The sequence below is a fragment of the Nocardioides euryhalodurans genome, from assembly GCF_004564375.1.
GTDB classification, from domain to species: domain Bacteria; phylum Actinomycetota; class Actinomycetes; order Propionibacteriales; family Nocardioidaceae; genus Nocardioides; species Nocardioides euryhalodurans.
Map to the genome: position 1 here is coordinate 1,112,112 of NZ_CP038267.1, position 23,441 is coordinate 1,135,552.

The following is a 23,441-nucleotide window of genomic DNA, read 5'->3' on the forward strand; positions in this document are numbered from 1 at the left end:
TGCGGGGAATCGAGGCATTCCCCGCAGGGGATCTACTCGTCGAAGCCCTTGCGGGTCATCTCGCCCCAGTCGTGGCGGGTCCCCCGCAGCGCCTCGACCAGGCCGCCGAGACGCCAGAAGGCGTTGAGCTGCCGGTAGCCGAGGTTCTCCTCCACGGCGGCCCAGACCGCGCGGAACAGGTCGCGCAGGCCGCGGTAGCGGCGGAAGGACAGCTCCTCGGCCAGCAGCGCCACGAGCGTGACGAAGACGGCGAACAGCACCGACGCCGCGAGCAGCAGCACCACGACCTCGGGGTTGACCAGGTCGAGCTGGGGGTACCAGTTCTCGGTCAGCAGCAGGAGCAGCAGGAAGAGGAACCACAGCAGACCGAAGACCTCGACGGCGGGCGCGAGCAGCTCGAAGAAGAGGAACCAGGGCATCGTGACCATCCCGATCACGCCATAGCGGGGACGGAACAGCATCGACCGGTGGCGCAGGAAGATCTCGGCCAGCCCGCGGTGCCAGCGGCGGCGCTGCTTGCGCAGCACGGCACGCGTCTCGGGCACCTCGGTCCACGCGACGGGCTCGGGCACGAACACCACGTCGCCCTCCTGCTCGAGGTCGCCCAGCATCCGGTGGATCCGCACCACCAGCTCGGCGTCCTCGCCGATGCTGTTGACCGACATCCCTCCGACTGCCTGGAGCACGTCCTTGCGGAAGATGCCGAAGGCCCCGGAGATGATGAGCAGCCCACCGAGGCGCGACCAGCCGGCCCGGCCGATGAGGAAGGCGCGGAGGTACTCGACCACCGCGATCCTGGCGAGCAGCCGCCCCGGCATCCGCAACGACGTCACGCGGCCCCGCTCGACGCGCGAGCCGTTGGCCACCCGGACCACGCCGCCGGCGGCGACCACCCGTCCGGGGTTGTCGGCGAAGGGTCGCGCCACGTTGAGCAACGCCTGGGGGTCGAGCAGCGAGTCCGCGTCGACCATGCAGACCAGCTCCTTGCGGGAGTAGTTGATCCCCGCGTTGAGCGCGTCGGCCTTGCCGCCGTTGGTCTTGGCGACCAGGGCGAGGTTGTGGGCGCCGCGACGGCTGACGTACGTCTGCTCGACCACTCCCTCGAGCTCGATGTCCCCGCTCGGGACCAGGGGCACGGGGGCCATGTCGAACTCGCGGATCAGCTTCTCGCGGGTGTCGTCGGTGGAGCCGTCGTCGATGACGACGACCTCGAAGTCGGGGTAGCGCAGCGAGATCATCGCCTGGACCGACTGCACGATGGTGGCCGACTCGTTGTGGGCCGGCATCAGCACCGAGACACCGCGCGAGTTCGGGTCGAGGAACCACTGGTCGTAGCCGGCGTACTCGAGACGCCGGCGGTAGCCGGCGAGGTCGCCCATCGCGAACCCGGTCAGCACCAGGAAGCTGAGGTTGATCATCACGGAGTAGGCCGCGATGCCGATGGTGAGGACGAGGACGGCGACCTCGAGCGCGTCGCTCACGAGGCCCTCAGATCGGCGAGCGCGAGCGCCTCCCGAGCCACGGGAACGCTCGTCGACTCCAAGATGGTGCGCCCCGCCCTGCCCGAGCGGCGCAGGGCGTTGGCGGCCGTACGCGCCACCTCGACGTCCTCGTCACCGAGCCCGATCTCCAGCACGAGGAGCGCCGACGGCCCGCCGATCATCCCGGCGGCCGTCGTGGCCGAGCGGCGGATCTCCGGCGAGGCGTCGCCGAGCTGGGAGGCGACCCCGGTCATCGAGCCCGGCGCCCCGAGCTCGCCGAGCGCCTGGAGGGCGGCGATCCGCAGCTCCTCGTCGGGCTCCTTGAGGCACGCCTCGAGGGCCGGGACCGCGGTGTAGTTGCCCACCAGACCCAGCGCCTCCGCAGCCAGCCACTGCTCGCGCACGGGGTCGGTCGTCACCGGCTCCTCGAGCCGGGCCACGAGCACGGCGGCCGCCGGCTCGCCGATCTGGTCGACGGCCGCGAGGAAGTCGTGGCGCAGGCGCGGGTCCGCGGCGGCGGTCGAGAGCATCTGCTCGATCACCTCGGGCCTCGGAAAGCTCGCCAGGGCGAGCATCGCCGTGCGACGGGCGGTGAAGTCGCGGTCGTCGAGCCCGGCGAGGACGTCGCCCGCCCGCTCGTCGAGGGCCAGCACCCCGAGCCGGTAGTAGCCACGCGCCCGTCGTACGGCCGACGGACTGGTCGTGGAGTTGCGGGCCTGGTCGACCGAGCCCCAGGCGCGCAGCACGTCGCGCACCCGCTGCCGGGCCTCCCCCCGGAGCTTGGGCACCAGGGCGAAGGCGTCGTCCTCGACGGCGCGGCGCTCGTCGGCGGAGAGCCCGAGGAGCCGGCGGTGGGCGTCCTCGACCTCGTCGGGCTCGCCGGCGCTCAGGGTCAGCACGACCCGCCAGAGCGGTGTCCGCAGCTCGTGGGTGAGTCGCTCCTCGCGATCGGCGTGCAGCCTGATCACGATGAGCGAGATGACGACGACGAGGCACCCGAGACCGATGGTCACAGCGGCCCAGTAACCGATGTGACCGATCGTCATCTGGAGCGGGAGAGCAGCGCCTGCACGCGCGAGGCGAGCTCGCGCGGGCTGAACGGCTTGGTGATGTAGTCGTCGGCGCCGGAGTCGAAGCCGGTCTCGACGTCGGACTCCTGGGCCCGCGCGGTCAGCAGGATCACCGGGAGGTCGGCGAGCGCGGGCTCGGCGCGGATCGCACGGATGGCGTCGAGGCCGGAGACACCCGGCATCATCACGTCGAGGACCGCGAGGTCCGGCTTCTCCGCCATGCAGGCGTCGATGGCGGCAGCGCCGTCACCGACCGCCACGATGTCGTGGCCCATGGTCGAGAGCTTGAACTCGACGAGCTCACGGATGTCGACGTCGTCGTCGGCGACAAGGATCCTGGCCACGGGTGTTCCTCCTGGGGGGTCGACGTCAACCCTAGCGGGCTGCTGCCGGGCGCGCGGCCACTTGGGTCACGCGGTGTCGAGGGTGTCAGTCGTCCTTGCCCACGCTCGGCGTCGTCTTCTGGACCTGCATCAGGAACTCGATGTTGCTCTGCGACTTCTTGAGCCGCTCGAGCAGCAGCTCCAAGGCCTGCTGGCCGTCGAGGCCCGAGAGCACGCGGCGGAGCTTCCACACGATCGCCAGCTCCTCGCGCGACATCAGCAGCTCCTCGCGGCGGGTGCCCGACTGAACGGCGTCGATCGCGGGGTAGAGGCGCTTGTCGGCGAAGTCGCGGCGCAGCCGGATCTCCATGTTGCCGGTGCCCTTGAACTCCTCGAAGATCACCTCGTCCATCTTGGAGCCGCTCTCGATGAGGGCGGTGGCGAGGATCGTCAGCGAGCCGCCGTTCTCGATGTTGCGGGCGGCGCCGAAGAAGCGCTTGGGCGGGTAGAGCGCGGCCGAGTCGACACCACCGGAGAGGATCCGGCCGCTCGCCGGGGCGGCGAGGTTGTAGGCGCGGCCGAGCCGGGTGATGCCGTCGAGCAGCACGACCACGTCGTGGCCGAGCTCGACGAGGCGCTTGGCGCGCTCGATGGCGAGCTCGGCGACCGTCGTGTGGTCGCTGGCCGGGCGGTCGAAGGTCGAGGAGATGACCTCGCCCTTCACCGACCGCTCGAAGTCGGTGACCTCCTCGGGACGCTCGTCGACGAGGACGACCATCAGGTGGCACTCGGGGTTGTTGGTGGTGATCGAGTTCGCGATCGACTGCATGATCATCGTCTTGCCGGCCTTGGCGGGCGAGACGATGAGGCCGCGCTGGCCCTTGCCGATCGGCGCGGCGATGTCGATGACCCGGCCGATCAGGTTGGTGGGCTCGGTCTCGAGCCGCAGCCGCTCACTGGGGTAGAGCGGCGTCAGCTTGGAGAACTCGACCCGGTTGCGCGCGGCCTCGGGGTCGGCGCCGTTGACGCTGTCGACCCGCACCATCGGGTTGAACTTCTCCTTGCGGTCGCCCTCGCGGGGTTGGCGCACCTGGCCCACGATGGCGTCGCCGCGGCGCAGCCCGAACTTCCGGACCATCGAGAGCGACAGGTAGACGTCGTCGGCGCCAGGGAGGTAGCCGCTGGTCCGGACGAAGGCGTAGTTGTCGAGCACGTCGAGGATGCCCGCCGCGGGGAGCAGCACGTCGTCCTCGAGGACCGTGGTGTCGGGCTCGCTGCGCTGGCTGCCGGTGCTGCCGCCACCGCCGCCGGTGCGGCTGCGGTCGCGGCCGCGGCGACGCCGGCTGCTGCGGCTGGCGTTCGGGTCGTTGCGCCGGTCGTCGGAGCGACCGGACTGGCTGCCCTGGTGCTGGCCCTTGTCGCGGTCCTGCTGGTCACGGTCCTGCTGCTGGTCGCCGCGGTCCTGGTCGCGGTTCTTCTCGCGCCCCTGGTCGCGGTCCTGCCGCTGGTCGCCGCGGTCCTGGTCGCGGCTCTTCTCGCGCCCCTGGTCCCGGTCCTGCTTCTCGCTGCGGTCCTGCTTCTCGCTGCGGTCGTGCTTCTCGCTGCGGTCGTGCTTCTCGCCGCGGTCCTGCTTCTCGCCGCGGTCCTGCTGCTGCTCGCGCTGGCGCCGGCCGTCGCGACGGTCCTGGTCCTGGCCCTGCTCCGGACGCGTGGCCGGTGCGGACTTCTCGCGGGCGGGGGCGCCGCCGCCGGACTGGGCGGACTTGATGGCGGCCACGAGGTCGGCCTTCTTCATGGAGCCGGCGCCGGAGATGCCCAGGCCGCCGGCCATCGCCTTGAGGTCGGCGATCAGCATCGAGTTGAGTCCACCGCTGCGCTTCTTGGGAGCCGACTCGGCGGCAGGCGTGGTGGAGTCGATGGTCTCGGTCACGTGAGGTCCTTCCCACGTATCAGTGCCGACCCGGAACGTCGGGTCGGGCTTTCGGTCACGGCTTCCCCGTCTGCTCGAGGTGCTGCCCGGGGGCGCACGGTCGAGGCGGGCACGGGCGGACCGTGCCGGACGAGGAAGAGTTACACCGGGGCGACCGGCCGGGAAGCAGCCGGCGCGATGGTGTACGCCGAGATCAACGGCGCATCGTCAGGGTAGCACCACGAGTCCGCGATGTGACATCCGGCTCATCGGCGCGTCACGCCACCCGCACCCCGTCCCGGCTGACCTCCAGGGACAGCGACCGCCAGCCGTGCGGCGCGCCACGCCGCAGCTCGGCGGCGTCGCACCCGGCGCAGAACGCCAGCACCGTGGGCCCGGCCCCGGAGACGACGGCCGCGACGCCACCCGCCCGCAGCGCGTCCACGAGGTCGAGGCTCTCCGGCATCGCGGGGCGCCGGTAGGTCTGGTGCAGCCAGTCGCGGGTGGCCAGGTGGAGGTGCTCGGGACGTCCGGCGAGGGCGGTCACGAGCAGCGCGGCCCGGCCGGCGTTGGCGGCGGCGTCCGCGTGCGGGACGGTGTCCGGGAGGAGCTGCCGCGCAGCCTCGGTCGACACCGGGGTGGGAGGCACGAACACCACGGCCGAGACCCGCGGGTCGACCGAGGCCGGCACCGCCCAGAAGTCCTCGCCCTCGTGGCCGCTGACGACGAAGCCGCCGTACCAGGCGGGAGCGACGTTGTCGGGATGACCCTCGAGCCGCGCGGCGAGCCGGAAGGCCGCGTCGTCGTCGAGCAGCAGCGTGCCGCCGGCGACCAGCGCGCGGGCGAGGGCGATGCCGCCCACGATCGCCGCGGACGACGAGCCCAGGCCGCGGGCGTGCGGGACCGCGTTGTCGCAGCGCAGCCGCAGCCCCGGGGGCCGCTGGCCCATCTCGTCGAAGGCCAGGTTCATCGCGCGCACCACGAGGTGCGTCTCGTCGCGGGGGACCTCGTCGCTCCCCTCCCCCGTGACCTCGACCGTCAGCCCGCCGCCGGTGACCTCGCCGGTCAGCGTGTCGCGGAGGTCGAGCGCCAGCCCGAGCGCGTCGTAGCCGGGGCCGAGGTTGGCCGAGGTCGCCGGCACCGAGACCTGCACCGGTCCCTGGACGAAGGTGGTCACGCCCTAGCCCAGTCCGGCGGCGCGGGCCGCCTCGTCGACATTTGGGTCCACGACGGTGTCGACGACCCCGCCGAGCCCCTCGAGCGCGGTCGCGGTGTCCTTGAGCCCGTGTCCGGTGACGGTCACGACGACGGTGAGGCCGGCGTACGACTCACCCTGCTCGAGCTCCTGCAGCAGCCCGGCGACACCGGCTGCCGAGGCCGGCTCGACGAAGACGCCGTCGCGGCTCGCGAGGTCGCGCTGCGCTGCCAGGATCTGGTCGTCGCTCACCGCCGCGAACCGCCCGCCGGACTCGTCGCGCGCCGCCACGGCGAGCTGCCACGAGGCCGGGTTGCCGATCCGGATCGCGGTGGCCTTCGTCTCCGGGTCCGGGAACGGCTCACCGGTCACGAGCGGCGCCGCGCCCTCGGCCTGGAAGCCACGCATCACGGGGCGACGGGTGGCGCGGCCGAGGTCGGCGTACTGCCGGTAGCCGAGCCAGTACGCCGAGATGTTGCCGGCGTTGCCGACCGGCAGCACGTGCACGTCGGGGGCGTCGCCGAGGAAGTCGACGATCTCGAAGGCCGCGGTCTTCTGCCCCTCGAGCCGCACCGGGTTGACGGAGTTGACCAGGGCCACGGGGTAGTCCTCGGAGAGGCCGCGCGCCATCTGCAGGCAGTGGTCGAAGTTGCCGCGGACCATGATGATCCGGGCGCCGTGGACGATCGCCTGGGCCATCTTGCCCGCGGCGATCTTGCCCTCGGGGACCAGCACGAGGGGCTTCAGCCCTGCCTTCGCGGCGTACGCCGCCATCGACGCCGACGTGTTGCCCGTCGACGCGCACACGACCGCCTCGGCACCCTCGTGGCGCGCCACCGAGATCGCCGCGGTCATGCCGCGGTCCTTGAAGGACCCGGTGGGGTTGTCGCCCTCCACCTTGAGGTGCACGTCCGCGCCCGTCAGCCGGGACAGCCAGCCCGAGTGCACCAGTGGCGTCCCGCCCTCCCGGAGGGTGACGGCCTCGACCCCGGCGGGGATGTCGAGCAGGTCGCGGTACTCCTCCACGACGCCGTGCCACTGGTGGTTCATTCGGTGTCCCCCTCGACGCGCATCACCGAGGTCACCTCGCGCACCGCGTCCATGGTGCGGAGCTGCTCCACGGTCGCGGCGAGCTGGGCGTCGGTGGCGGTGTGGGAGACCACGACGAGCTGGGCGTCGGCGCCACGCCCCTCCTGCTTCACGGTCTGGATCGAGACGCCGTGGTCGGCGAAGGAGGTCGCCACCGCGGCCAGCACGCCCGCGCGGTCGTCGACGTCGATCGCGACGTGGTAGCGGGTGACGGTCTCGCCCATCGGGAGCACCGGCCGGTCGGCGTACGCCGACTCACCGGGGCCGCTGCGTCCCGACAGCCGGTTGCGGGCGACCGTGACCAGGTCCCCGAGCACCGCGGAGGCGGTGGGGGCGCCACCGGCGCCGGGTCCGTAGAACATCAGCTGGCCGGCGGCACGGGACTCCACGAACACCGCGTTGTAGGCCTCGCGCACCGAGGCCAGCGGGTGGCTGGCGGGGATCATCGCCGGGTGCACGCGCACCGCGACCGCCTCGTCACCGTCGGCGTTGCGACGCAGCTCGGCGATCGCGAGCAGCTTGACGACCGAGCCCATCTCGCGTGCCGACTGCACGTCGGCCGCGGTCACCTCCGAGATCCCCTCCCGGTGGACGTCGTCGGCGGTCACCCTCGAGTGGAAGGCGAGACTGGCCAGGATCGCGGCCTTGGCGGCGGCGTCGAAGCCCTCGACGTCGGCGGTCGGGTCGGCCTCGGCGTAGCCGAGGTCCTGGGCCTCCTCGAGCGCCTCCGCGAACCCCGCTCCGGAGGTGTCCATCCGGTCGAGGATGAAGTTGGTGGTGCCGTTGACGATGCCGAGCACCCGGGTGACCCGGTCACCGGCGAGGGACTCCCGCAGCGGCCGCAGGATCGGGATCGCCCCGGCCACCGAGGCCTCGTAGAACAGGTCGCGGCCGGCCTGGGCGGCGGCGTCGAACAGCGTCGGGCCGTCGGCCGCGAGCAGGGCCTTGTTGGCCGTGACCACGGCCGCACCGTGCTCGAGCGCGGAGAGGATCAGCCCGCGGGCGGGCTCGATGCCGCCGATGACCTCGACCACCAGGTCGACGTCGTCGCGGGCGACCAGGCCCTGCGCGTCGGTCGTCAGCAGCCCCGCGGGCACCTCCACCTCGCGCGGCGCGTCGAGACGGCGAACGGCGACGCCGACGAGCTCGAGCGGCGCACCGATCCGCGCCGCCAGGTCGTCGGACTGCTCGTCGAGCAGCCGTACGACCTGCGAGCCGACCGAGCCGCACCCCAGCACCGCGACCCTCAGGGGCCTCACCGACTCCGCGTCACTCACTGGCTGCTCCCATGTCGGTTGCCAACAGGTCGTCCTCTGTCTCGCGGCGGACCAGCACCCTCAACTCTCCGTCCCGCACGGCCACGACCGGCGGCCGCAGCAGGTGGTTGTAGTTCGACGCCATCGACCAGCAGTACGCACCGGTCCCCGGCACCGCCACCAGGTCCCCCGGCACGACGTCACCGGGCAGGAACTCGTCCTTGACCACGATGTCACCGGCCTCGCAGTGCTTGCCGACCACCCGTGAGAGCACCGGCGCCGCCCCGGAACGGCGCGAGGCCAGTGTGCAGGAGTAGTCGGCGTCGTACAGGGCAGTCCGGATGTTGTCGCTCATGCCGCCGTCGACGGAGACGTAGCGCCGCCGGGCGCCGCCGTCGAGCGCGACCTCCTTGACGGTGCCGACGGTGTAGACGGTGCACATCGACGGCCCGACGATGGCGCGGCCCGGCTCGATGGAGAGCCGTGGCCGCGCGATCCCGAGCGCCCGGCACTCGTGGTCGACGATGGCGGTGATCTCGCGGGCGAGGTCCGCCGGCTCGGAGGGGTCGTCCTGGGTGGTGTAGGCGATGCCGAAGCCGCCGCCGAGGTCCATCTCCGGCATCGTCACCCCGAGCTCGCCGGCCACCCGGGCGTGGAGCGCGAGGACGCGGCGGGCCGCGACCTCGAAGCCGGAGGAGTCGAAGATCTGGCTGCCGATGTGGGAGTGCAGGCCGCGCAGCTCCAGGCCGGGGTCGGTCGCCACCCGTCGTACGGCCTCGAGCGCGTCGCCCCCGGTGATCGAGAAGCCGAACTTCTGGTCCTCGTGCGCGGTGGCGATGTACTCGTGGGTGTGGGCCTCGACGCCGGGGGTCACCCGCACCATCACCGCCACGGTGCGGCCGGTGTCGGCGGTGATCTGCTCCAGCCGCTCGATCTCGTGGAAGGAGTCGACGATGATCCGGCCGACCCCGACCGACACCGCCCGGCGGAGCTCGGCGTAGGACTTGTTGTTGCCGTGGAAGCCGATCCGGGCGGGGTCGACGCCGGCGCGCAGCGCGACGGTCAGCTCGCCGCCCGAGCAGACGTCGAGCAGCAGTCCCTCCTCGACGACCCACTGCGCCAGCGTGGTGCAGAGGAAGGCCTTGGCGGCGTAGAAGACGTCCCAGCCGGCGTCGTCGGCGAAGGCCTCGCGGAAGGCCCGGGCACGACCACGGAAGTCCTCCTCGTCCAGGAGGTACGCCGGGGTGTTGACCTCGGCGACCACGTCGGGGACGGCCCTGCCACCGACGTGGAGGACCCCGTCGACCTTGGCAGCCGTCGTCGACCACAGGTGCGGGACGAGGGCGTCGGGGTCCTCCGGCTCACGCAACCAGTGAGGTCCCCGCAGCGCGCCGTCGGCGTGGGCCCAGCCCGAGGGGTGGGAGGTGGGCACGGCGCTACATCCGCTCCGGGGCGGTGACGCCCAGCAGCCCGAGGCCGTTGGCCAGCACCGTCCGGGCGGCGACGACCAGCATCAGCCGGGCCTCGTTGACCGGCCGGACCGGCTCGTCGCCCTGGGGCAGCATCCGGCACTCCTTGGTGTCGTACCACTTGTTGAACACCGCGGTCATGTCCTCGAGGTAGCGCGCGACCCGGTGCGGCTCGCGCAGCTCCGCGGCCGAGGCCACGACCCGGGGGAACTCCGCCAGCGCCCGCAGCAGCTCGCCGTCGCGCGGGTGGGTGAGCAGCGACGGGTCGTAGTCCTCGGGGAGCGACATGCCGAGGTCGGAGGCGTTCTCCATCATCCGGCAGGTGCGGGCGTGGCCGTACTGGACGTAGTAGACGGGGTTGTCGCTCGAGGCGCGGGTGATCTCCTCGACGTCGAGCACCAGCGGGGAGTCCGACGGGTAGCGGGCCAGCGAGTAGCGCAGCGCGTCGACGCCGATCTCGTCCATCAGCTCGTCGAGGGTGATGATCTCGCCGGCACGCTTGGAGAGGCGCACCTCCTCGCCGCCACGCATGATCTTCACCAGCTGCCCGATGAGCACCTCGATGTTGTGCTCCGGGTCGTCGCCCGCGCACGCCACCATCGCCTTGAGGCGCCCGACGTAGCCGTGGTGGTCGGCGCCGAGCAGGTAGAGGCAGCGGTCGAAGCCGCGCTCCCGCTTGTTGACGTAGTAGGCGGTGTCGCTGGCGAAGTACGTCAGCTCGCCGTTGGTCCGGAGCAGCACCCGGTCGCGGTCGTCGCCGAAGTCGGTGGTGCGCATCCAGAGCGCACCGTCGGCGTCGTAGAGGTGGCCCTGCCCGCGCAGCTTCTCCAGGCCGGCGACGACGTCACCGTCGTGGAGGGTCCGCTCGGAGAACCAGACGTCGAAGACGGTGTGGAACCGGGCCAGCGACTCCTGCTGCTCGCGCAGCTGCACGGCGTACGCGGCCTCGCGGAACGCGACGGTGCGGTCGGGACCTGCCGGCAGGTCGGCCAGCTCGGGGTGCTCGGCGAGCACGGTCTCGGCGAGGTCGGAGACGTACGCGCCCCGGTACCCGTCCTCGGGCACCGGCTCGCCGAACGCGCGCGCCTCGACCGAGGCCCCGAAGAGCTGCATCTGGTTGCCGCGGTCGTTGATGTAGAACTCGCGTGTCACCCGCGCGCCGGCGGCCTCGAGGACGCGGGCGATCGCGTCGCCGACGACCGCCCACCGGGTGTGACCGAGGTGGAGGGGGCCGGTGGGGTTGGCGGAGATGAACTCGACGTTGACGGTCTCCCCCGCCTGGGCGTCGTTGGTGCCGTACGCCGCTCCGGCCGCGACGATGTCGGCCGCGACCTGGCCCTGGGCGCCGGCCTCGACGGTGATGTTGAGGAACCCCGGTCCGGCGACCTCGACCGCGGCGATCCCCTCGCCCTGCCGCAGCTCGGTCGCGAGCAGCTCGCCGAGCGCCCGCGGGTTGGTGCCGGCCTTCTTCGCCAGCTGCATCGCGACGTTGGTCGCGTAGTCGCCGTGCCCCTTGTCGCGCGGCCGCTCCACCGTCACCTCGGCCGGCACCCCGTCAGGGAGGGTGAGCTCGCCCCGGTCCACGAGGGACCCGAGGGCGGTGACGACGGCGGTCGAGAGCTGGGCTGGATTCACCCGCCAAGCCTATCGGCGCCCTCCGGTTTCATCCTCACCAGTGACGCCGGGTAGTGTTCGGCACCGCGTCGCAGACGCAGGCCTCCGTAGCTCAGGGGATAGAGCACTGGTTTCCGGTACCAGGTGCCGCAGGTTCGAATCCTGCCGGAGGCGCCCACCCCGCATCACCGCCCAGCCCCGCTCCCGGGGTCTCGAGGCTCGCTCCGCTCGCACCTCGACCACCGACGACGCCCACCACCGCACGCCTGCCCACGACCGGCACCACCGGAGGCCGGCGCACGACCGCCGCCACCACCGGAGGTCGAGGTGGGAGGGCCACCAGGCCCGGGCCTCGAGACCCCCGCACCCTCGGTAGGGCCCGCGCCCACCGTCGCGTCAGCAGGGGCCGAGGGTGGCGTCGCTGCGGGCGGCGTTGCCGTAGCGCCGGGCCTGGGAGACGTCGGGGAAGACGATGCTCGCCCCGCCGACCGTGCCGATCCGCCCGTCGACGACGCAGGACCGGATCTTCGACGGCTTGACCTGCGCGACGGCCTGCGCGAGCTCGAAGAGGCGTGCCGGGGACAGGTTGGTCTGGGTGTTGCGCATCACCGTCAGCACGCCGCGCTCGATGAAGCCCGGCTCGTCGGCGCGGCCACGGATCCGGGACTGGATCCCCCGCAGCGTTCGCTGCTGGTTGGCCGACCGGTCGAAGTCGCCGCCGGCGAGGCCCTTGCGGATCCGCGAGAACGCCATCGCGCCGTACCCGTCGAGCTTGATCCGACCCGCCTTGAAGCCCTCGGGCTTGAGGTACGGGTCGCTGAAGCGCCGCGGGTTGTCGACGTAGATGCCGCCGATCGAGTTGACCATGTTCTCGAAGAACGGGAAGCGGGTCACGAACACGTAGTCGGGCTGCACGCCGACCAGGTTGCCGACGGTCCGCGCCATCAGCGACGGCCCACCGAAGTAGAGGCCTGCGTTGACCCGGTTGGAGCCGTAGCCGGGGATCGGCACCCACGAGTCCCGCGGTACGCCGATGGCCGAGGCCGCGCCGGTCCGGGTGTTGATGCCGACCATCTGGATCGCGTCGCCCCGGCTGCGGGTCATCAGCTGGCCGGGCCGGGCGTCCGAGCCGACCGCCAGGATCCAGATCACGTCGTCGCCGAGGTCGACCCCCTCGGCGGTGCTGACGTCGACCAGGCTGACCTCCGCGGGTCGGACGGCGGAGTCGGGCACGGCGAGGGCCACCACGCCGAGCACCAGCGCCAGCAGCCCCGCGCGGAGCGTCCTCGTGAGTCGTCGGCCGGTCATCGGTTGCCTCCTCGTGCGACGTCGTAGCCGAAGACCTTCCACTCCCCGTCGTGGCGGGTCATCGTCAGCCGGCCCGCGACGCGGTAGCGGCCGGAGACCCTGCCCTCGACCTCGAAGCGGGTCAGCACGTGGGCGGTCGCGGCCACCGCGTTGCCGTCCACCGCCAGCAGGTCGACCTCCACCTCGATCCGCGTCGGGGTGACCTGGTCGACACGCGGACCGATGCGTGCGTTGCTCATCACACCGAGGTCGCGGCGGGCTGCGTCCCGGGCGCCGCGCGTGAAGCCGGGCAGCGCGTCGCTGAACCCGCGGCGGGGGTAGTCGCCGCCGACGTACGCGGCGGTCAGCCAGCGGACCGCCACGGCCGAGACCCGCTTCTCGACGCGACGACGGTCCTGCTTGCGGAGTGGTCCGGTGACGCGGCCGACGCTGGTCACTGGCTCGACCTCGAGCGTCGGCGCCCCCGTGGGCTCGGAGAGGCTCGCCTCGGCCTCGGAGGGAGACGCGGCGTCGTCGCCACCGCTGCATCCGGCACCCGCGAGGGTGACGCCGGTGGTCAGCGCGACCGCCGCGAGGCGGGCGCGCAGGCGCGGTCGGGGGGCGGTGCTCATGGTGTCGTCACTTCCTGTCTGGTGTGTCGGGCGACAGCCTGCCCCAAAGCCCGGACGCGGCTGCGCATTTGTGTGCGTGTGGGACTAGCCTTGACGGCACACGACATCCCCGCGCGCATATCCGGAAGAGGCGAAAGCGATCGTGCCGCAGTCCCCAGGCAACAAGTCCCCCGAGACCTCCGCAGACTTCGGGGCCAACGAGTGGCTCGTCGAGGAGATGTTCGAGCAGTACCAGCGGGATCCGAAGAGCGTGGCGCCGGAATGGGTGCGCTACTTCAAGGACAACGGTACGGCCGGCTCGAACGGCTCCGGAGCCACCCCCGCCGCCCCGGCGAAGCAGGCCGCCCCGGCCGCCGAGCCGAAGCAGACGAAGCCGACCGAGCCGAAGCATGCGGCCCCTGCCCCGAAGCAGGAGTCGAAGCCCGAGGCCAAGCAGGAGTCGAAGCCGGTCGCCAAGCCGCGACGCGCGGGCGCCGCGGACGAGCCGGCCAAGGGCACCGCCAGCCCGGTGGCCAAGGACCCCGCGCCGGCGCCGAAGAGCGACGCCAAGGACGAGCCCACCTACACCGTCCTGCGCGGCATCCCGGCGGCGACCGCCAAGAACATGGACATCTCGCTGACGGTGCCCACGGCGACGTCGGTCCGGACGCTGCCGGTCAAGCTCCTCTGGGACAACCGCACCGTCATCAACAACCACCTCGCCCGCGCCCGCGGCGGCAAGGTCTCCTTCACCCACCTCATCGGCTACGCGCTGGTCAAGGCGCTGCGCTCGATGCCGGAGATGAACAACTCCTACGCCGAGCGCGACGGCAAGCCGACCATGGTCTCGCCGGCGCACATCAACCTCGGGCTCGCGATCGACCAGCAGAAGCCCGACGGCACCCGTCAGCTCGTGGTGCCCTCGATCAAGGGCTGCGAGACGATGGACTTCGCCGGGTTCTGGACGGCGTACGAGGAGCTCATCCGCAAGGCCCGCGACAACAAGCTCACGATGGACGACTACTCCGGCACCACGATGAGCCTCACCAACGTGGGCGGCCTGGGCACCAACCACCCGGTGCCGCGGCTGATGCCCGGCCAGGCGGTCATCGTCGGCGTCGGCGCGATGGAGTACCCCGCCGAGTGGCAGGGCGCCTCGGAGGAGGCCCTCACCCGCAACGGCATCAGCAAGGTCATGACGCTCACGTCGACCTACGACCACCGGGTGATCCAGGGCGCCCAGTCGGGCGAGTTCCTGCGCCGGGTCCACCAGCTGCTGCTGGGCGAGGACGAGTTCTACGACGAGATCTTCCGCTCGCTGCGGATCCCCTACGAGCCGATCCGCTGGGCCCAGGACATCGTCGCCAGCCACGACGACGACATCGTCAAGCAGGCCCGCATCCTCGAGCTGATCCACGCCTACCGCGTGCGCGGTCACATGATGGCCGACACCGACCCGCTCGAGTACCGCCAGCGCAGCCACCCCGACCTCGAGGTCGAGTCGCACGGCCTGACGCTGTGGGACCTCGACCGCGAGTTCGCCACCGGCTCGTTCGGGGGCGAGGGTCGCCGCTTCATGAAGCTGCGCAACATCCTCGGGATCCTGCGTGACTCCTACTGCCGCACCACCGGCATCGAGTACATGCACATCATGGATCCCGAGCAGCGCCGGTGGATCCAGCAGCGGGTCGAGCAGCCCCACACCAAGCCGCCCCGCGAGGAGCAGCTGCGGATCCTGCTCAAGCTCAACCAGGCCGAGGCCTTCGAGACCTTCCTGCAGACCAAGTTCGTCGGGCAGAAGCGCTTCTCCCTCGAGGGCAGCGAGACCACGGTCCCGCTCATCGACGAGATCTGCGAGGCCGCCGCCGAGGAGTCTCTCGACGAGGTCACGATCGGCATGGCCCACCGCGGCCGGCTCAACGTGCTGGCCAACATCGTCGGCAAGAAGTACTCCCAGATCTTCCGGGAGTTCGAGGGCAACATCGACCCGCGGACCGTGCAGGGCTCGGGCGACGTCAAGTACCACCTCGGTGCCGAGGGCGAGTTCCTCGCCGGCTCCGGCGACCGGATCAAGGTCTCCGTGGCCGCGAACCCCTCCCACCTCGAGGCCGTCAACCCGGTGCTCGAGGGCATCGCGCGGGCCAAGCAGGACGTGCTCGACCGGGGCGAGGAGTTCCCGGTGCTGCCGTTGCTGGTCCACGGCGACGCCGCCTTCGCGGGCCAGGGCGTGGTGGCCGAGACCCTGAACCTCTCGCAGCTGCGCGGCTACCGCACCGGCGGCACCGTGCACGTGGTGGTCAACAACCAGGTCGGTTTCACCACCTCCCCCGGCTCCTCGCGCTCCTCGCTCTACTGCACGGACGTGGCGCGGATGGTGCAGGCGCCGATCTTCCACGTCAACGGCGACGACCCCGAGGCGTGCATCCGGGTTGCCCGCCTCGCGTTCGACTACCGGCAGCAGTTCAAGAAGGACGTCGTCATCGACCTCGTCTGCTACCGCCGCCGCGGTCACAACGAGGGCGACGACCCGTCGTACACCCAGCCGCTGATGTACGACCTGATCGAGCAGAAGCGCTCGGTCCGCAAGCTCTACACCGAGTCGCTGATCGGTCGTGGCGACATCACGATCGAGGAGGCCGAGCAGGTCCTCAAGGACTACCAGCAGCAGCTGGAGCGGGTCTTCACCGAGGTCCGCGAGGCGAGCAGCGAGCCGCCGAGCGAGTGGACCACCGTCCCCGACTACCCCGAGAAGTCGGCCGGCACCACGAGCACCGCGGTCGGCAGCGAGGTCCTCAAGCGGATCGCGGACGCCTACGTCACGCCGCCGGAGGGCTTCACCGTCCACCCGAAGGTGATGCCGCAGCTGCAGCGCCGGGCGGCGGCGATCACCGACGGCCCGATCGACTGGGGCACCGGCGAGATCATCGCGTTCGGCTCGCTGCTGATGGCCGGCCGTCCGGTCCGGCTCGCCGGCCAGGACTCGCGCCGCGGCACGTTCGTGCAGCGCTTCGCGACCATCATCGACCGCCACAACGCCGACGAGTGGACCCCGCTGGGCTCGCTCACCGAGGACCAGGCGAAGTTCCTGATCTACGACTCGCTGCTCTCCGAGTACGCCGCCCTCGGTTTCGAGTACGGCTACTCCGTCGCGCGTCCCGACGCGCTGGTGCTGTGGGAGGCCCAGTTCGGCGACTTCGTCAACGGCGCCCAGATCGTCATCGACGAGTTCATCACCGCCGGCGAGACCAAGTGGGGCCAGCAGTCGGGCGTCGTCATGCTGCTCCCCCACGGCTACGAGGGCCAGGGTCCCGACCACTCCTCGGCGCGGATCGAGCGGTTCCTCACGATGGCCGCCGAGGACGCCTTCGTGGTGGCGCAGCCGTCGACCCCGGCGTCCTACTTCCACCTGCTGCGGCAGCACTCGCTCGGCGAGGAGCACCGCCCGCTGGTGGTCTTCACGCCGAAGTCGATGCTCAAGCGCAAGGAGGCGGCCTCGCAGCCCGCGGACTTCACCACCGGTGGCTTCCGCCCGCTGATCACCGACGCCGACGCCGACCACGACAAGGTCGAGACGCTGCTCCTCTGCTCGGGTCGCGTCACGTGGGACCTGATGGTCGACCGGGCCAAGCGCGAGCACGGCGACAGGTTCGCGATCGCCCGGGTCGAGCAGCTCTACCCCCGCCCGACCGAGGAGATCGACGAGTACGTCAAGAGCTTCCCGAACCTCAAGGCGATCCGCTGGGTGCAGGACGAGCCGCGCAACATGGGCCCGTGGCCCCACTACGCGCTCAACGTGTGGCCGGCGATCGGCCGCCACGTCGAGCCCGTCACCCGGGGTGCGTCGTCGTCCCCGTCGGTCGGCACGGTGAAGCGGCACGTCGAGGAGCAGAAGACGCTGCTCGACCGGGCGTTCGCCCCGGCGAGCGACGGCCTCGGCGACGACTACTGAGCGCGGCGATGTACTTCACCGACCGCGGGATCGAGGAGCTGGTCTCACGCCGGGGTGACGAGGAGGTCTCCCTGGCGTGGGTCGGCGACCGGCTGCAGGAGTTCACCGACCTGCACCCGGAGTTCGAGACCGCCGTGGAGCGCCTCGCCACCTGGCTGGCCCGGCTCGACGACCCGGAGGACTGACGCAGCCGGTCAGCCGCGGAGCTGGCCGGCCAGCGGGCAGTCGAACGGGTCCCGCGCGCGCAGTCCCACGTTGTTGAGGTAGTCGACGACGATGGCGTACGACGTCCAGAGCCCGACCTCCTGGTAGGGCACGCCCTGGGCGAAGCAGTGGGCCCGCACCAGCGGGCGGGCGCGCTTCAGGTTGGGCCGCGGCATGCTCGGGAAGAGGTGGTGCTCGACCTGGTAGTTGAGGCCACCCATGAACGCGTCGACGACCGGTCCGCCGCGGACGTTGCGCGACGTCAGGACCTGGCGCTGCAGGAAGTCGAGCTTCATCGTCCTCGGCACGATCGGCATCCCCTTGTGGTTGGGCGCGAACGAACCGCCCAGGCACACCCCGAACACCGCCATCTGGACGGCGAGGAACGCGACCGCCTTGCCGGGCGGGAGCAGGAGCAGCAGCCCGGTGACGTAGAGGCCGAGCCGCAGGAGGACCAGGGTGGCCTCCGTCCGACGGTGACGCACCTCGCGGTCCCGGAACAGCCGCTCGAGGCCCGCCCAGTGCAGGTTGAGGCCCTCCAGGGTCAGCAGCGGGAAGAACAGCCAGCCCTGGCGGCGGAGGAACCACCCGCGGGCTCCTGCGGTGCGGCCGGCGGCGATGTCGCGCGTGAAGGCGAGGACCCCGGGGGCGATGTCGGGGTCGAGGCCCTCCTGGTTGGGCGTCGCGTGGTGGCGGTTGTGCTTCCCGCGCCACCAGCCGTAGCTCAGGCCGGCGAAGACCCCGGACAGGATGCGCGCGGTCCAGTCGTTCCAGGCGGCGCTCACGAAGATCTGCCGGTGGGCGGCGTCATGGCCCAGGAACCCGAACTGGGTCACCAGCAGCCCGAGCAGGGCGGCCAGCAGCAGCTGCCACCAGGAGTTCCCGACCAGGACCATCGCGGCCACGAGGGCGCCGAACCCGAGGACCGCCCCGACCATCCGGGTCCAGTAGTAGGCGTAGCGACGTCTCATGAGCCCGCTCTGCCGGATGGTCGCGGCGAGCTCGGTGTAGGTGCTCGTCGCGGCCGAGGCGGGTCGGCGCCGGGCGCCGGGGACGGCGGGGGTCAGGGGCTGCGCTGTCATCGAACGCCTTCGGGCCATCGGGTGTGATTGCCGTCAGGGTCCAGGACGACGTGTGCGTTTCACGGTAGCCGCCCTGGCAAGGGGCCGTGAAGCGCTCCGACGCACGGCACGGCTCGGGCACGCTCCCGTCGATCGCCGCGAGGACGCGGCGCAGCGTCCGGAGGCTGCGGAGGAGTGGTTCCTCGGGCTGGCCTGAGGATGTTCGTCTTCTCATGGGTGGTGCGCACGGCCGTGCACCACGGCATCCGCGACGCCGACTTCCAGCGCACCCGTGCCGAGGCACGCGAGCGGGCACGAGGTCGAGCGCGCCGCCGCCGAGGACTCCTGACGCGGGCAGCCGCGTCCGTCACGACTCCCGGGGCTCGAGCACGACCACCGGCGTCGCGGTGGACCTCAGCGCGGCGTAGCCGTCCAGGTCGGGTTCGACGGCCCGCCAGCGCTCCCACAGCCTCTGGCGCTCCTCCCCCGTCGCCTCCCGCGCCCGCACCGGGCGCGGGGCCTGGCCGTCGAGGCGAACGACGGCCTCGGGCCCGGCCTCGAGGTTGAGCCACCAGGCGGGGTGCCCCTCCTGCCAGCCGTTCATGGCCAGCACCACCAGGTCGGGGCCGTCCTCGACGTACCCGAGGATGACGCTCCGCTGCTCCCCCGACCTCCGGCCCGTGGTCGTCAGGTGCAGGGCTCCCCAGCCTCGCCGGTTCGCGGGCGTCCACAGGAAGCGGCCGCCACTGATCCGGTGGAGCGCACGATGCGCCCGCCAGGCAGCGCGGACGAACCACGAGGGTGGGACCCTCGGCGGTCGGGACGACGCGGTGCTCATGGCGCTCCCCTCGAAGAGGTGCTCCCACCACGGTAGCCGGGCACCCACCCGGCCGCTCTGCCACAGTGGAGCCATGACCAACACCAGGCCCGTGGAGAGCTGGTTCACCGACATGGACGGCGTCCTCGTCCACGAGGAGACGCCGCTGCCGGGCGCTGCCGACTTCCTCGACACCCTCAAGAAGCACGACCGGCCGTTCCTCGTGCTCACCAACAACTCGATCTACACCCCCCGCGACCTGCGGGCCCGGCTGCTGCGGGCCTCGATCGACGTGCCGGAGTCGGCGATCTGGACCTCGGCGCTCGCCACCGCCCAGTTCCTCGACGACCAGCGCCCGGGCGGTTCGGCGTACGTCGTGGGTGAGGCCGGCCTCACGACCGCGCTCCACGAGATCGGCTACACGATGAGCGACCGGGACCCCGACTATGTCGTGCTCGGCGAGACCCGGACCTACTCGTTCGAGGCGATCACGCGGGCGATCCGGCTGATCGAGGGCGGCGCGCGCTTCATCGCGACCAACCCCGACCCGAGCGGACCCAGCCCCGACGGCACACTGCCGGCGACCGGGTCGGTGGCGGCGCTGATCTCGACGGCGACCGGGCGCACCCCCTACTACGTCGGGAAGCCCAACTCGCTGATGATGCGCTCGGCGCTCAACCGGCTCGAGGCGCACTCGGAGACCACGATGATGATCGGTGACCGGATGGACACCGACATCGTGTCGGGCCTCGAGGCCGGGCTGCGCACGATCCTCGTGCTCAGCGGGTCGACGCGTCCCGACCAGGTCGACAGCTTCCCCTACCAGGCCACCAAGGTGCTCGACTCGATCGAGGACGTCATCCCGCTGGTCGCGGAGCTCGACCCCTCGAACGCCGGCTGAGCCGGTTCAGACGTCGTCCGGGTCGTGCTCCTCGCGCGCCCGGCGCACGGAGTCGCGGATCGCGAACACCTCGGTCGCGAACCCACCGAGGGCGCCGGCCACGTCGCGCACCGCGCCGGTGACGATGCCCGTGACCTGGCCGACGGTGCCGGCCGCTGCCTCGACGGTGCTCTGGACGGCGTCCTTGCGGATCTCCGAGCGCGAGAGTCGGTCCTTCATGGAGCCATCCTCCCCGGATCGGGGAGCCGACGCAGCGGGCGTCTCGAAATCACGCGGCCACGGCCTCGTCGCCGTCCTGCTCCGGCTGCCGGGACGCGGTCCCGCCGCCGGGCAGGGCGAGCCGGCAGATCTTCTTCGCGACGCTCAGCAGCTGGCCGCCCAGCCGACCGGTGTTGTAGGGCAGGTCGTGGCGCTCGCACAGGTCTCGGATCTCCGGCGCGATCTCCGGGTACCGCCGGGCGGGCAGGTCGGGGAACAGGTGGTGCTCGATCTGGTGCGACAGGTTGCCCGTCAGCACGTGGAAGAGCCGGCCGCCGGTGATGTTGGCCGAGCCCAGCAGCTGGCGGTAGTACCACTGCCCGCGCGACTCGTCCTCGCACTCCTCCTCGCTGAAGGTCGCGACACCGGCCGGGAAGTGGCCGCAGAAGATGATGTTGAACGCCCACACGTTGCGCACCAGGTTGGCCGTGGCGTTGCCGGCGAGGGTCAGCGGGAACAGCGGACCGGTCAGCGCCGGGAAGAGCAGGTAGTCCTTGAGCGCCTGCCGCTTCACCTTCCGCATGATCCCGGCGTGCAGCGCCCGGTTCTCCTCCATCCTGCGGGTCCCCTTCACGATGTTCTCGACCTCGAGGTCGTGCATCGCGACACCCCACTCGAAGAAGACCATCAGCAGGAACGCGTAGAGCGGGTTGCCGAGGTAGTAGGGGTGCCACGGCTGGTCCTCGTCCATCCGGAGGATGCCGTAGCCGATGTCGCGGTCCTTGCCGAGAATGTTGGTGTACGTGTGGTGGATGTAGTTGTGGGAGTACTTCCACTGCTCGCTGGGGCAGACGTTGTCCCACTCGTACATCCGGGAGCTCAGTCCGGGGTCGCCCATCCAGTCGTACTGGCCGTGCATGACGTTGTGGCCGATCTCCATGTTGTCGAGGATCTTGGAGAGCGACAGCGAGGCGACGGCCAGCGGCCACAGCGGCGGCAGGTAGAACATCGCGCGGCCGGCGACCTCGAGCTGGCGCTGCCGCTTCACGACCTTGCGGATGTACGTGGCGTCGGCCTCGCCCAGGTCGGCGACGATCCGCTGGCGGATGGCGTCGAGCTCCGCGCCGAAGGCCTCGAGCTGCTCGGGGGTCAGGGTGGTGGGGTTCGTCGTCATGGGTGATTCCCTCCTAGAGGTCGACGACGCAGTCGCCGACGGGGGCGGAGACACAGATCCGGATGTCCTCGTCGGGCAGCGAGGACGACTCGCCCGTGAGGACGTTGCGGACGGTCCCTTCGGTCTTGGTGGAGACGCACGAGAAGCAGATGCCCATCCGGCAGCCGAACTCCGGGCGGAGCCCGAGCGCCTCGGCCTGCTCCAGCAGCGGGGCACCGGTGTTGGCGGCCGCCGCGCCGGAGCGTGAGAACTCGACCTCGCCCTCCGCGTCGCCCGACGAGGTGCGCGGAGGCTTGAAGTACTCGAGCCGCAGCGTGGTGGAGCCGTCGTACGCCGCGCGGAGCGCGTCGACCATCGGCGCCGGCCCGCAGGCCCAGGTGGGCACCTCGCGGTAGCCGGGCACCAGCCGATCCAGCCACATCGGCGTGAGGGCCGGGTCGCCCTGCTCGGGGTGGAGCAGGTGCACGTCGACGCCGTAGCCGGAGCGACGGATGGTGTCGAGCTCCTCGGCGAAGATCTGGTGCTCGGGACTCCGGGCGTAGTGCACGAAGGTGACCCGGCCGCGGTGGGTGCGGCGCTGCAGGCTGCGCAGCATCGACATCACCGGCGTGATGCCGGAGCCGCCGGAGATCATCAGGACGTGCTCGGGCACCGCGTCGGGGAGCACGAAGCCGCCCTCCGCCTGGGACAGGTGCACCAGCTGGCCGGGTCGTGCCTCCTCGACGAGGAAGCGCGAGACGCTCCGGCCGGGCGGCAGGTCGTGGTTGGCCCGCAGCGTGATCGTGAATCGGTCGCCGGGACGGGAGTCGGGGCTGGAGACGCTGAAGACCCGCGTGGTCCGCCGGGCGCCGTGGATCTCCACGCCGAGCTGCACGTGCTGGCCCGCCCGGTGGCCCTGCCAGGTGCTGGTGGGCTGGAGGGTGATCGTGGCGACCGGCGGGTGGCCGGGGACGTCGACCTCGCGGGTCACGCGGACGATCCGCGCACGGACCTCGTGGACCGCCCACATCGGGTTGACCTGCTCGAGGTAGCGGTCCACGCCCTGCGGCGAGGCGAGCGCCGCCACGGCGCGGGATCGGAGCAAGGTCTCGGCGAGTCCCATGGCGCTCCTTTGAGTGAACGCATGTTCACTCAAACTTTGACTCACCTGCTGATCGGACGTCAACCTCTCGGCACTGTGGTTGTGCACACATGTCCACCGTTAGCATGGGGAGGTGACCGCGACCCGGGGCGAGCGCAAGGAACGGACCCGCCGCGCCATCCTGGACGCGGCGCTCGAGCTCTCCGACGAGCAGACGATGGCCGCGCTCTCCCTCCGTCAGGTGGCGCGCCAGGTCGGGATCGTGCCGACCGCCTTCTACCGCCACTTCGCCTCCCTCGACGACCTCGGGCTGGCCCTGGTCGAGGAGTCCTTCGTCTCGCTCCGCTCGATGATGCGGGAGGTACGCCGCGGCGACCCGGCCTTCGACAAGGTGATCGACCGCTCCCTCGACGTGCTGGTCGAGCACGTCCACGCCCAGCGCGCCCACTTCGGGTTCATCGCCCGCGAGCGGGCGGCCGGCCCCCCGGTGGTCCGCGAGGAGATCCGCCACCAGATCGAGCTCTTCGAGCGCGAGCTCGCCACCGACCTCGCCCGGCTGCCCGGCACGGACGCCTGGTCCTCGGAGGACCTGCACGTCCTGGCCAACCTGATCGTCACCTCGGTGGTCTCCACCGCGGAGCAGATCATCAGTGCCCGGCCCGACGCCGAGGCGCGCATCGTGTCCCGGGCGCGCACCCAGCTGCGGATGGTGCTCATCGGCGCCCTCAACTGGCAGTCACGCGGCTGACCTC

General features: G+C 71.6%; 20 protein-coding genes and 1 tRNA gene. 5 read left to right on the plus strand and 16 right to left on the minus strand.

Annotated features, from left to right (window positions below):
- Positions 1 to 32 precede the first annotated feature (32 nt).
- The 9 genes from EXE57_RS05205 to argS all read right to left on the minus strand — a co-directional run bounded on the left by EXE57_RS05205 (position 33) and on the right by argS (position 11,427).
- Positions 33 to 1,481, minus strand: a complete 1,449-nt coding sequence (locus tag EXE57_RS05205) for a glycosyltransferase family 2 protein (protein ID WP_208542977.1) — start codon at positions 1,479 to 1,481, stop codon at positions 33 to 35.
- The gene (locus EXE57_RS05210; protein WP_135074638.1) at positions 1,478 to 2,527 is read right to left on the minus strand and encodes a HEAT repeat domain-containing protein; all 1,050 of its coding nucleotides are present in this window, start codon (positions 2,525 to 2,527) and stop codon (positions 1,478 to 1,480) included. Before EXE57_RS05210 ends, EXE57_RS05205 begins: the two co-directional genes overlap by 4 nt.
- Positions 2,524 to 2,895 (minus strand): response regulator transcription factor, encoded by a 372-nt coding sequence (locus tag EXE57_RS05215; protein WP_135074640.1) that lies wholly within the window; start codon positions 2,893 to 2,895, stop codon positions 2,524 to 2,526. Before EXE57_RS05215 ends, EXE57_RS05210 begins: the two co-directional genes overlap by 4 nt.
- 85 nt (positions 2,896 to 2,980) lie before the next feature.
- Positions 2,981 to 4,804 (minus strand): transcription termination factor Rho, encoded by a 1,824-nt coding sequence (rho, locus tag EXE57_RS05220; RefSeq protein WP_208542978.1) that lies wholly within the window; start codon positions 4,802 to 4,804, stop codon positions 2,981 to 2,983.
- Positions 4,805 to 5,060: 256 nt separating this feature from the next.
- A complete protein-coding gene (gene thrB, locus EXE57_RS05225; RefSeq protein ID WP_135074642.1) occupies positions 5,061 to 5,960 on the minus strand; it encodes a homoserine kinase in 900 nt (299 codons plus the stop codon).
- A gap of 3 nt (positions 5,961 to 5,963) precedes the next feature.
- Positions 5,964 to 7,028, minus strand: a complete 1,065-nt coding sequence (gene thrC, locus EXE57_RS05230; protein ID WP_135074644.1) for a threonine synthase — start codon at positions 7,026 to 7,028, stop codon at positions 5,964 to 5,966.
- Positions 7,025 to 8,344, minus strand: a complete 1,320-nt coding sequence (locus tag EXE57_RS05235; protein WP_135074646.1) for a homoserine dehydrogenase — start codon at positions 8,342 to 8,344, stop codon at positions 7,025 to 7,027. The genes thrC and EXE57_RS05235 overlap by 4 nt, the downstream gene beginning before the upstream one ends.
- The gene (gene lysA, locus EXE57_RS05240) at positions 8,337 to 9,755 is read right to left on the minus strand and encodes a diaminopimelate decarboxylase (RefSeq protein WP_135074648.1); all 1,419 of its coding nucleotides are present in this window, start codon (positions 9,753 to 9,755) and stop codon (positions 8,337 to 8,339) included. The genes EXE57_RS05235 and lysA overlap by 8 nt, the downstream gene beginning before the upstream one ends.
- 4 nt (positions 9,756 to 9,759) lie before the next feature.
- Positions 9,760 to 11,427 carry an arginine--tRNA ligase gene (gene argS, locus EXE57_RS05245; RefSeq protein WP_135074650.1) on the minus strand — a complete coding sequence of 556 codons (1,668 nt, stop codon included), beginning with the start codon at positions 11,425 to 11,427 and terminating at the stop codon, positions 9,760 to 9,762.
- Positions 11,428 to 11,507: 80 nt separating this feature from the next.
- Here argS and EXE57_RS05250 point away from each other — a divergent pair.
- Positions 11,508 to 11,580: transfer RNA gene (locus tag EXE57_RS05250), tRNA-Arg, on the plus strand.
- Between the two features lie 222 nt (positions 11,581 to 11,802).
- On the opposite strand, the gene EXE57_RS05255 is transcribed toward EXE57_RS05250, so the two are convergent.
- Positions 11,803 to 12,714, minus strand: a complete 912-nt coding sequence (locus EXE57_RS05255; RefSeq protein WP_135074652.1) for an LCP family protein — start codon at positions 12,712 to 12,714, stop codon at positions 11,803 to 11,805.
- On the minus strand, positions 12,711 to 13,325 hold the full coding sequence (locus EXE57_RS05260) for a hypothetical protein (protein ID WP_135074654.1): 615 nt from the start codon (positions 13,323 to 13,325) through the stop codon (positions 12,711 to 12,713). Before EXE57_RS05260 ends, EXE57_RS05255 begins: the two co-directional genes overlap by 4 nt.
- 142 nt (positions 13,326 to 13,467) lie before the next feature.
- Here EXE57_RS05260 and EXE57_RS05265 point away from each other — a divergent pair, with 142 nt between their 5' ends.
- A complete protein-coding gene (locus tag EXE57_RS05265; RefSeq protein ID WP_135074656.1) occupies positions 13,468 to 17,253 on the plus strand; it encodes a multifunctional oxoglutarate decarboxylase/oxoglutarate dehydrogenase thiamine pyrophosphate-binding subunit/dihydrolipoyllysine-residue succinyltransferase subunit in 3,786 nt (1,261 codons plus the stop codon).
- An 8-nt stretch (positions 17,254 to 17,261) separates the two neighbouring features.
- On the plus strand, positions 17,262 to 17,438 hold the full coding sequence (locus EXE57_RS19635; protein ID WP_167305823.1) for a DUF6104 family protein: 177 nt from the start codon (positions 17,262 to 17,264) through the stop codon (positions 17,436 to 17,438).
- A gap of 9 nt (positions 17,439 to 17,447) precedes the next feature.
- Here EXE57_RS19635 and EXE57_RS05270 read toward each other — a convergent pair whose 3' ends face one another.
- Entirely contained in the window at positions 17,448 to 18,539 is a 1,092-nt protein-coding gene (locus EXE57_RS05270; RefSeq protein WP_135074658.1) for a fatty acid desaturase family protein, read from the minus strand.
- Between the two features lie 346 nt (positions 18,540 to 18,885).
- The gene (locus EXE57_RS05275; RefSeq protein WP_135074660.1) at positions 18,886 to 19,356 is read right to left on the minus strand and encodes a nitroreductase/quinone reductase family protein; all 471 of its coding nucleotides are present in this window, start codon (positions 19,354 to 19,356) and stop codon (positions 18,886 to 18,888) included.
- 73 nt (positions 19,357 to 19,429) lie between these two features.
- On the opposite strand from EXE57_RS05275, the gene EXE57_RS05280 reads away from it, so the two are divergent.
- The gene (locus tag EXE57_RS05280) at positions 19,430 to 20,236 is read left to right on the plus strand and encodes an HAD-IIA family hydrolase (protein ID WP_135074662.1); all 807 of its coding nucleotides are present in this window, start codon (positions 19,430 to 19,432) and stop codon (positions 20,234 to 20,236) included.
- A 6-nt stretch (positions 20,237 to 20,242) separates the two neighbouring features.
- On the opposite strand, the gene EXE57_RS05285 is transcribed toward EXE57_RS05280, so the two are convergent.
- The 3 genes from EXE57_RS05285 to EXE57_RS05295 are packed head-to-tail and all read right to left on the minus strand — an operon-like array spanning position 20,243 to position 22,710.
- The gene (locus EXE57_RS05285) at positions 20,243 to 20,455 is read right to left on the minus strand and encodes a hypothetical protein (protein WP_135074664.1); all 213 of its coding nucleotides are present in this window, start codon (positions 20,453 to 20,455) and stop codon (positions 20,243 to 20,245) included.
- Between the two features lie 49 nt (positions 20,456 to 20,504).
- A complete protein-coding gene (locus tag EXE57_RS05290) occupies positions 20,505 to 21,608 on the minus strand; it encodes a fatty acid desaturase family protein (RefSeq protein WP_135074666.1) in 1,104 nt (367 codons plus the stop codon).
- Between the two features lie 13 nt (positions 21,609 to 21,621).
- Positions 21,622 to 22,710, minus strand: a complete 1,089-nt coding sequence (locus EXE57_RS05295) for a ferredoxin reductase (RefSeq protein WP_135074668.1) — start codon at positions 22,708 to 22,710, stop codon at positions 21,622 to 21,624.
- Positions 22,711 to 22,822: 112 nt separating this feature from the next.
- Here EXE57_RS05295 and EXE57_RS05300 point away from each other — a divergent pair, with 112 nt between their 5' ends.
- On the plus strand, positions 22,823 to 23,437 hold the full coding sequence (locus tag EXE57_RS05300; RefSeq protein ID WP_135074670.1) for a TetR family transcriptional regulator: 615 nt from the start codon (positions 22,823 to 22,825) through the stop codon (positions 23,435 to 23,437).
- The last annotated feature ends 4 nt before the right edge of the window (positions 23,438 to 23,441 follow it).

Excerpts from the sequence above, each read along its gene's own strand:
- EXE57_RS19635 (WP_167305823.1), top strand. The coding sequence starts at position 17,262 with ATGTACTTCACCGACCGCGGGATCGAGGAGCTGGTCTCACGCCGGGGT.
- EXE57_RS05280 (WP_135074662.1), top strand. The coding sequence starts at position 19,430 with ATGACCAACACCAGGCCCGTGGAGAGCTGGTTCACCGACATGGACGGC.
- EXE57_RS05275 (WP_135074660.1), bottom strand. The coding sequence starts at position 19,356 with ATGAGCACCGCGTCGTCCCGACCGCCGAGGGTCCCACCCTCGTGGTTC.
- thrC (WP_135074644.1), bottom strand. The coding sequence starts at position 7,028 with ATGAACCACCAGTGGCACGGCGTCGTGGAGGAGTACCGCGACCTGCTC.
- EXE57_RS05285 (WP_135074664.1), bottom strand. The coding sequence starts at position 20,455 with ATGAAGGACCGACTCTCGCGCTCGGAGATCCGCAAGGACGCCGTCCAG.
- EXE57_RS05255 (WP_135074652.1), bottom strand. The coding sequence starts at position 12,714 with ATGACCGGCCGACGACTCACGAGGACGCTCCGCGCGGGGCTGCTGGCG.
- EXE57_RS05210 (WP_135074638.1), bottom strand. The coding sequence starts at position 2,527 with ATGACGATCGGTCACATCGGTTACTGGGCCGCTGTGACCATCGGTCTC.
- EXE57_RS05270 (WP_135074658.1), bottom strand. The coding sequence starts at position 18,539 with ATGACAGCGCAGCCCCTGACCCCCGCCGTCCCCGGCGCCCGGCGCCGA.
- EXE57_RS05290 (WP_135074666.1), bottom strand. The coding sequence starts at position 21,608 with ATGACGACGAACCCCACCACCCTGACCCCCGAGCAGCTCGAGGCCTTC.
- EXE57_RS05260 (WP_135074654.1), bottom strand. The coding sequence starts at position 13,325 with ATGAGCACCGCCCCCCGACCGCGCCTGCGCGCCCGCCTCGCGGCGGTC.
- EXE57_RS05295 (WP_135074668.1), bottom strand. The coding sequence starts at position 22,710 with ATGGGACTCGCCGAGACCTTGCTCCGATCCCGCGCCGTGGCGGCGCTC.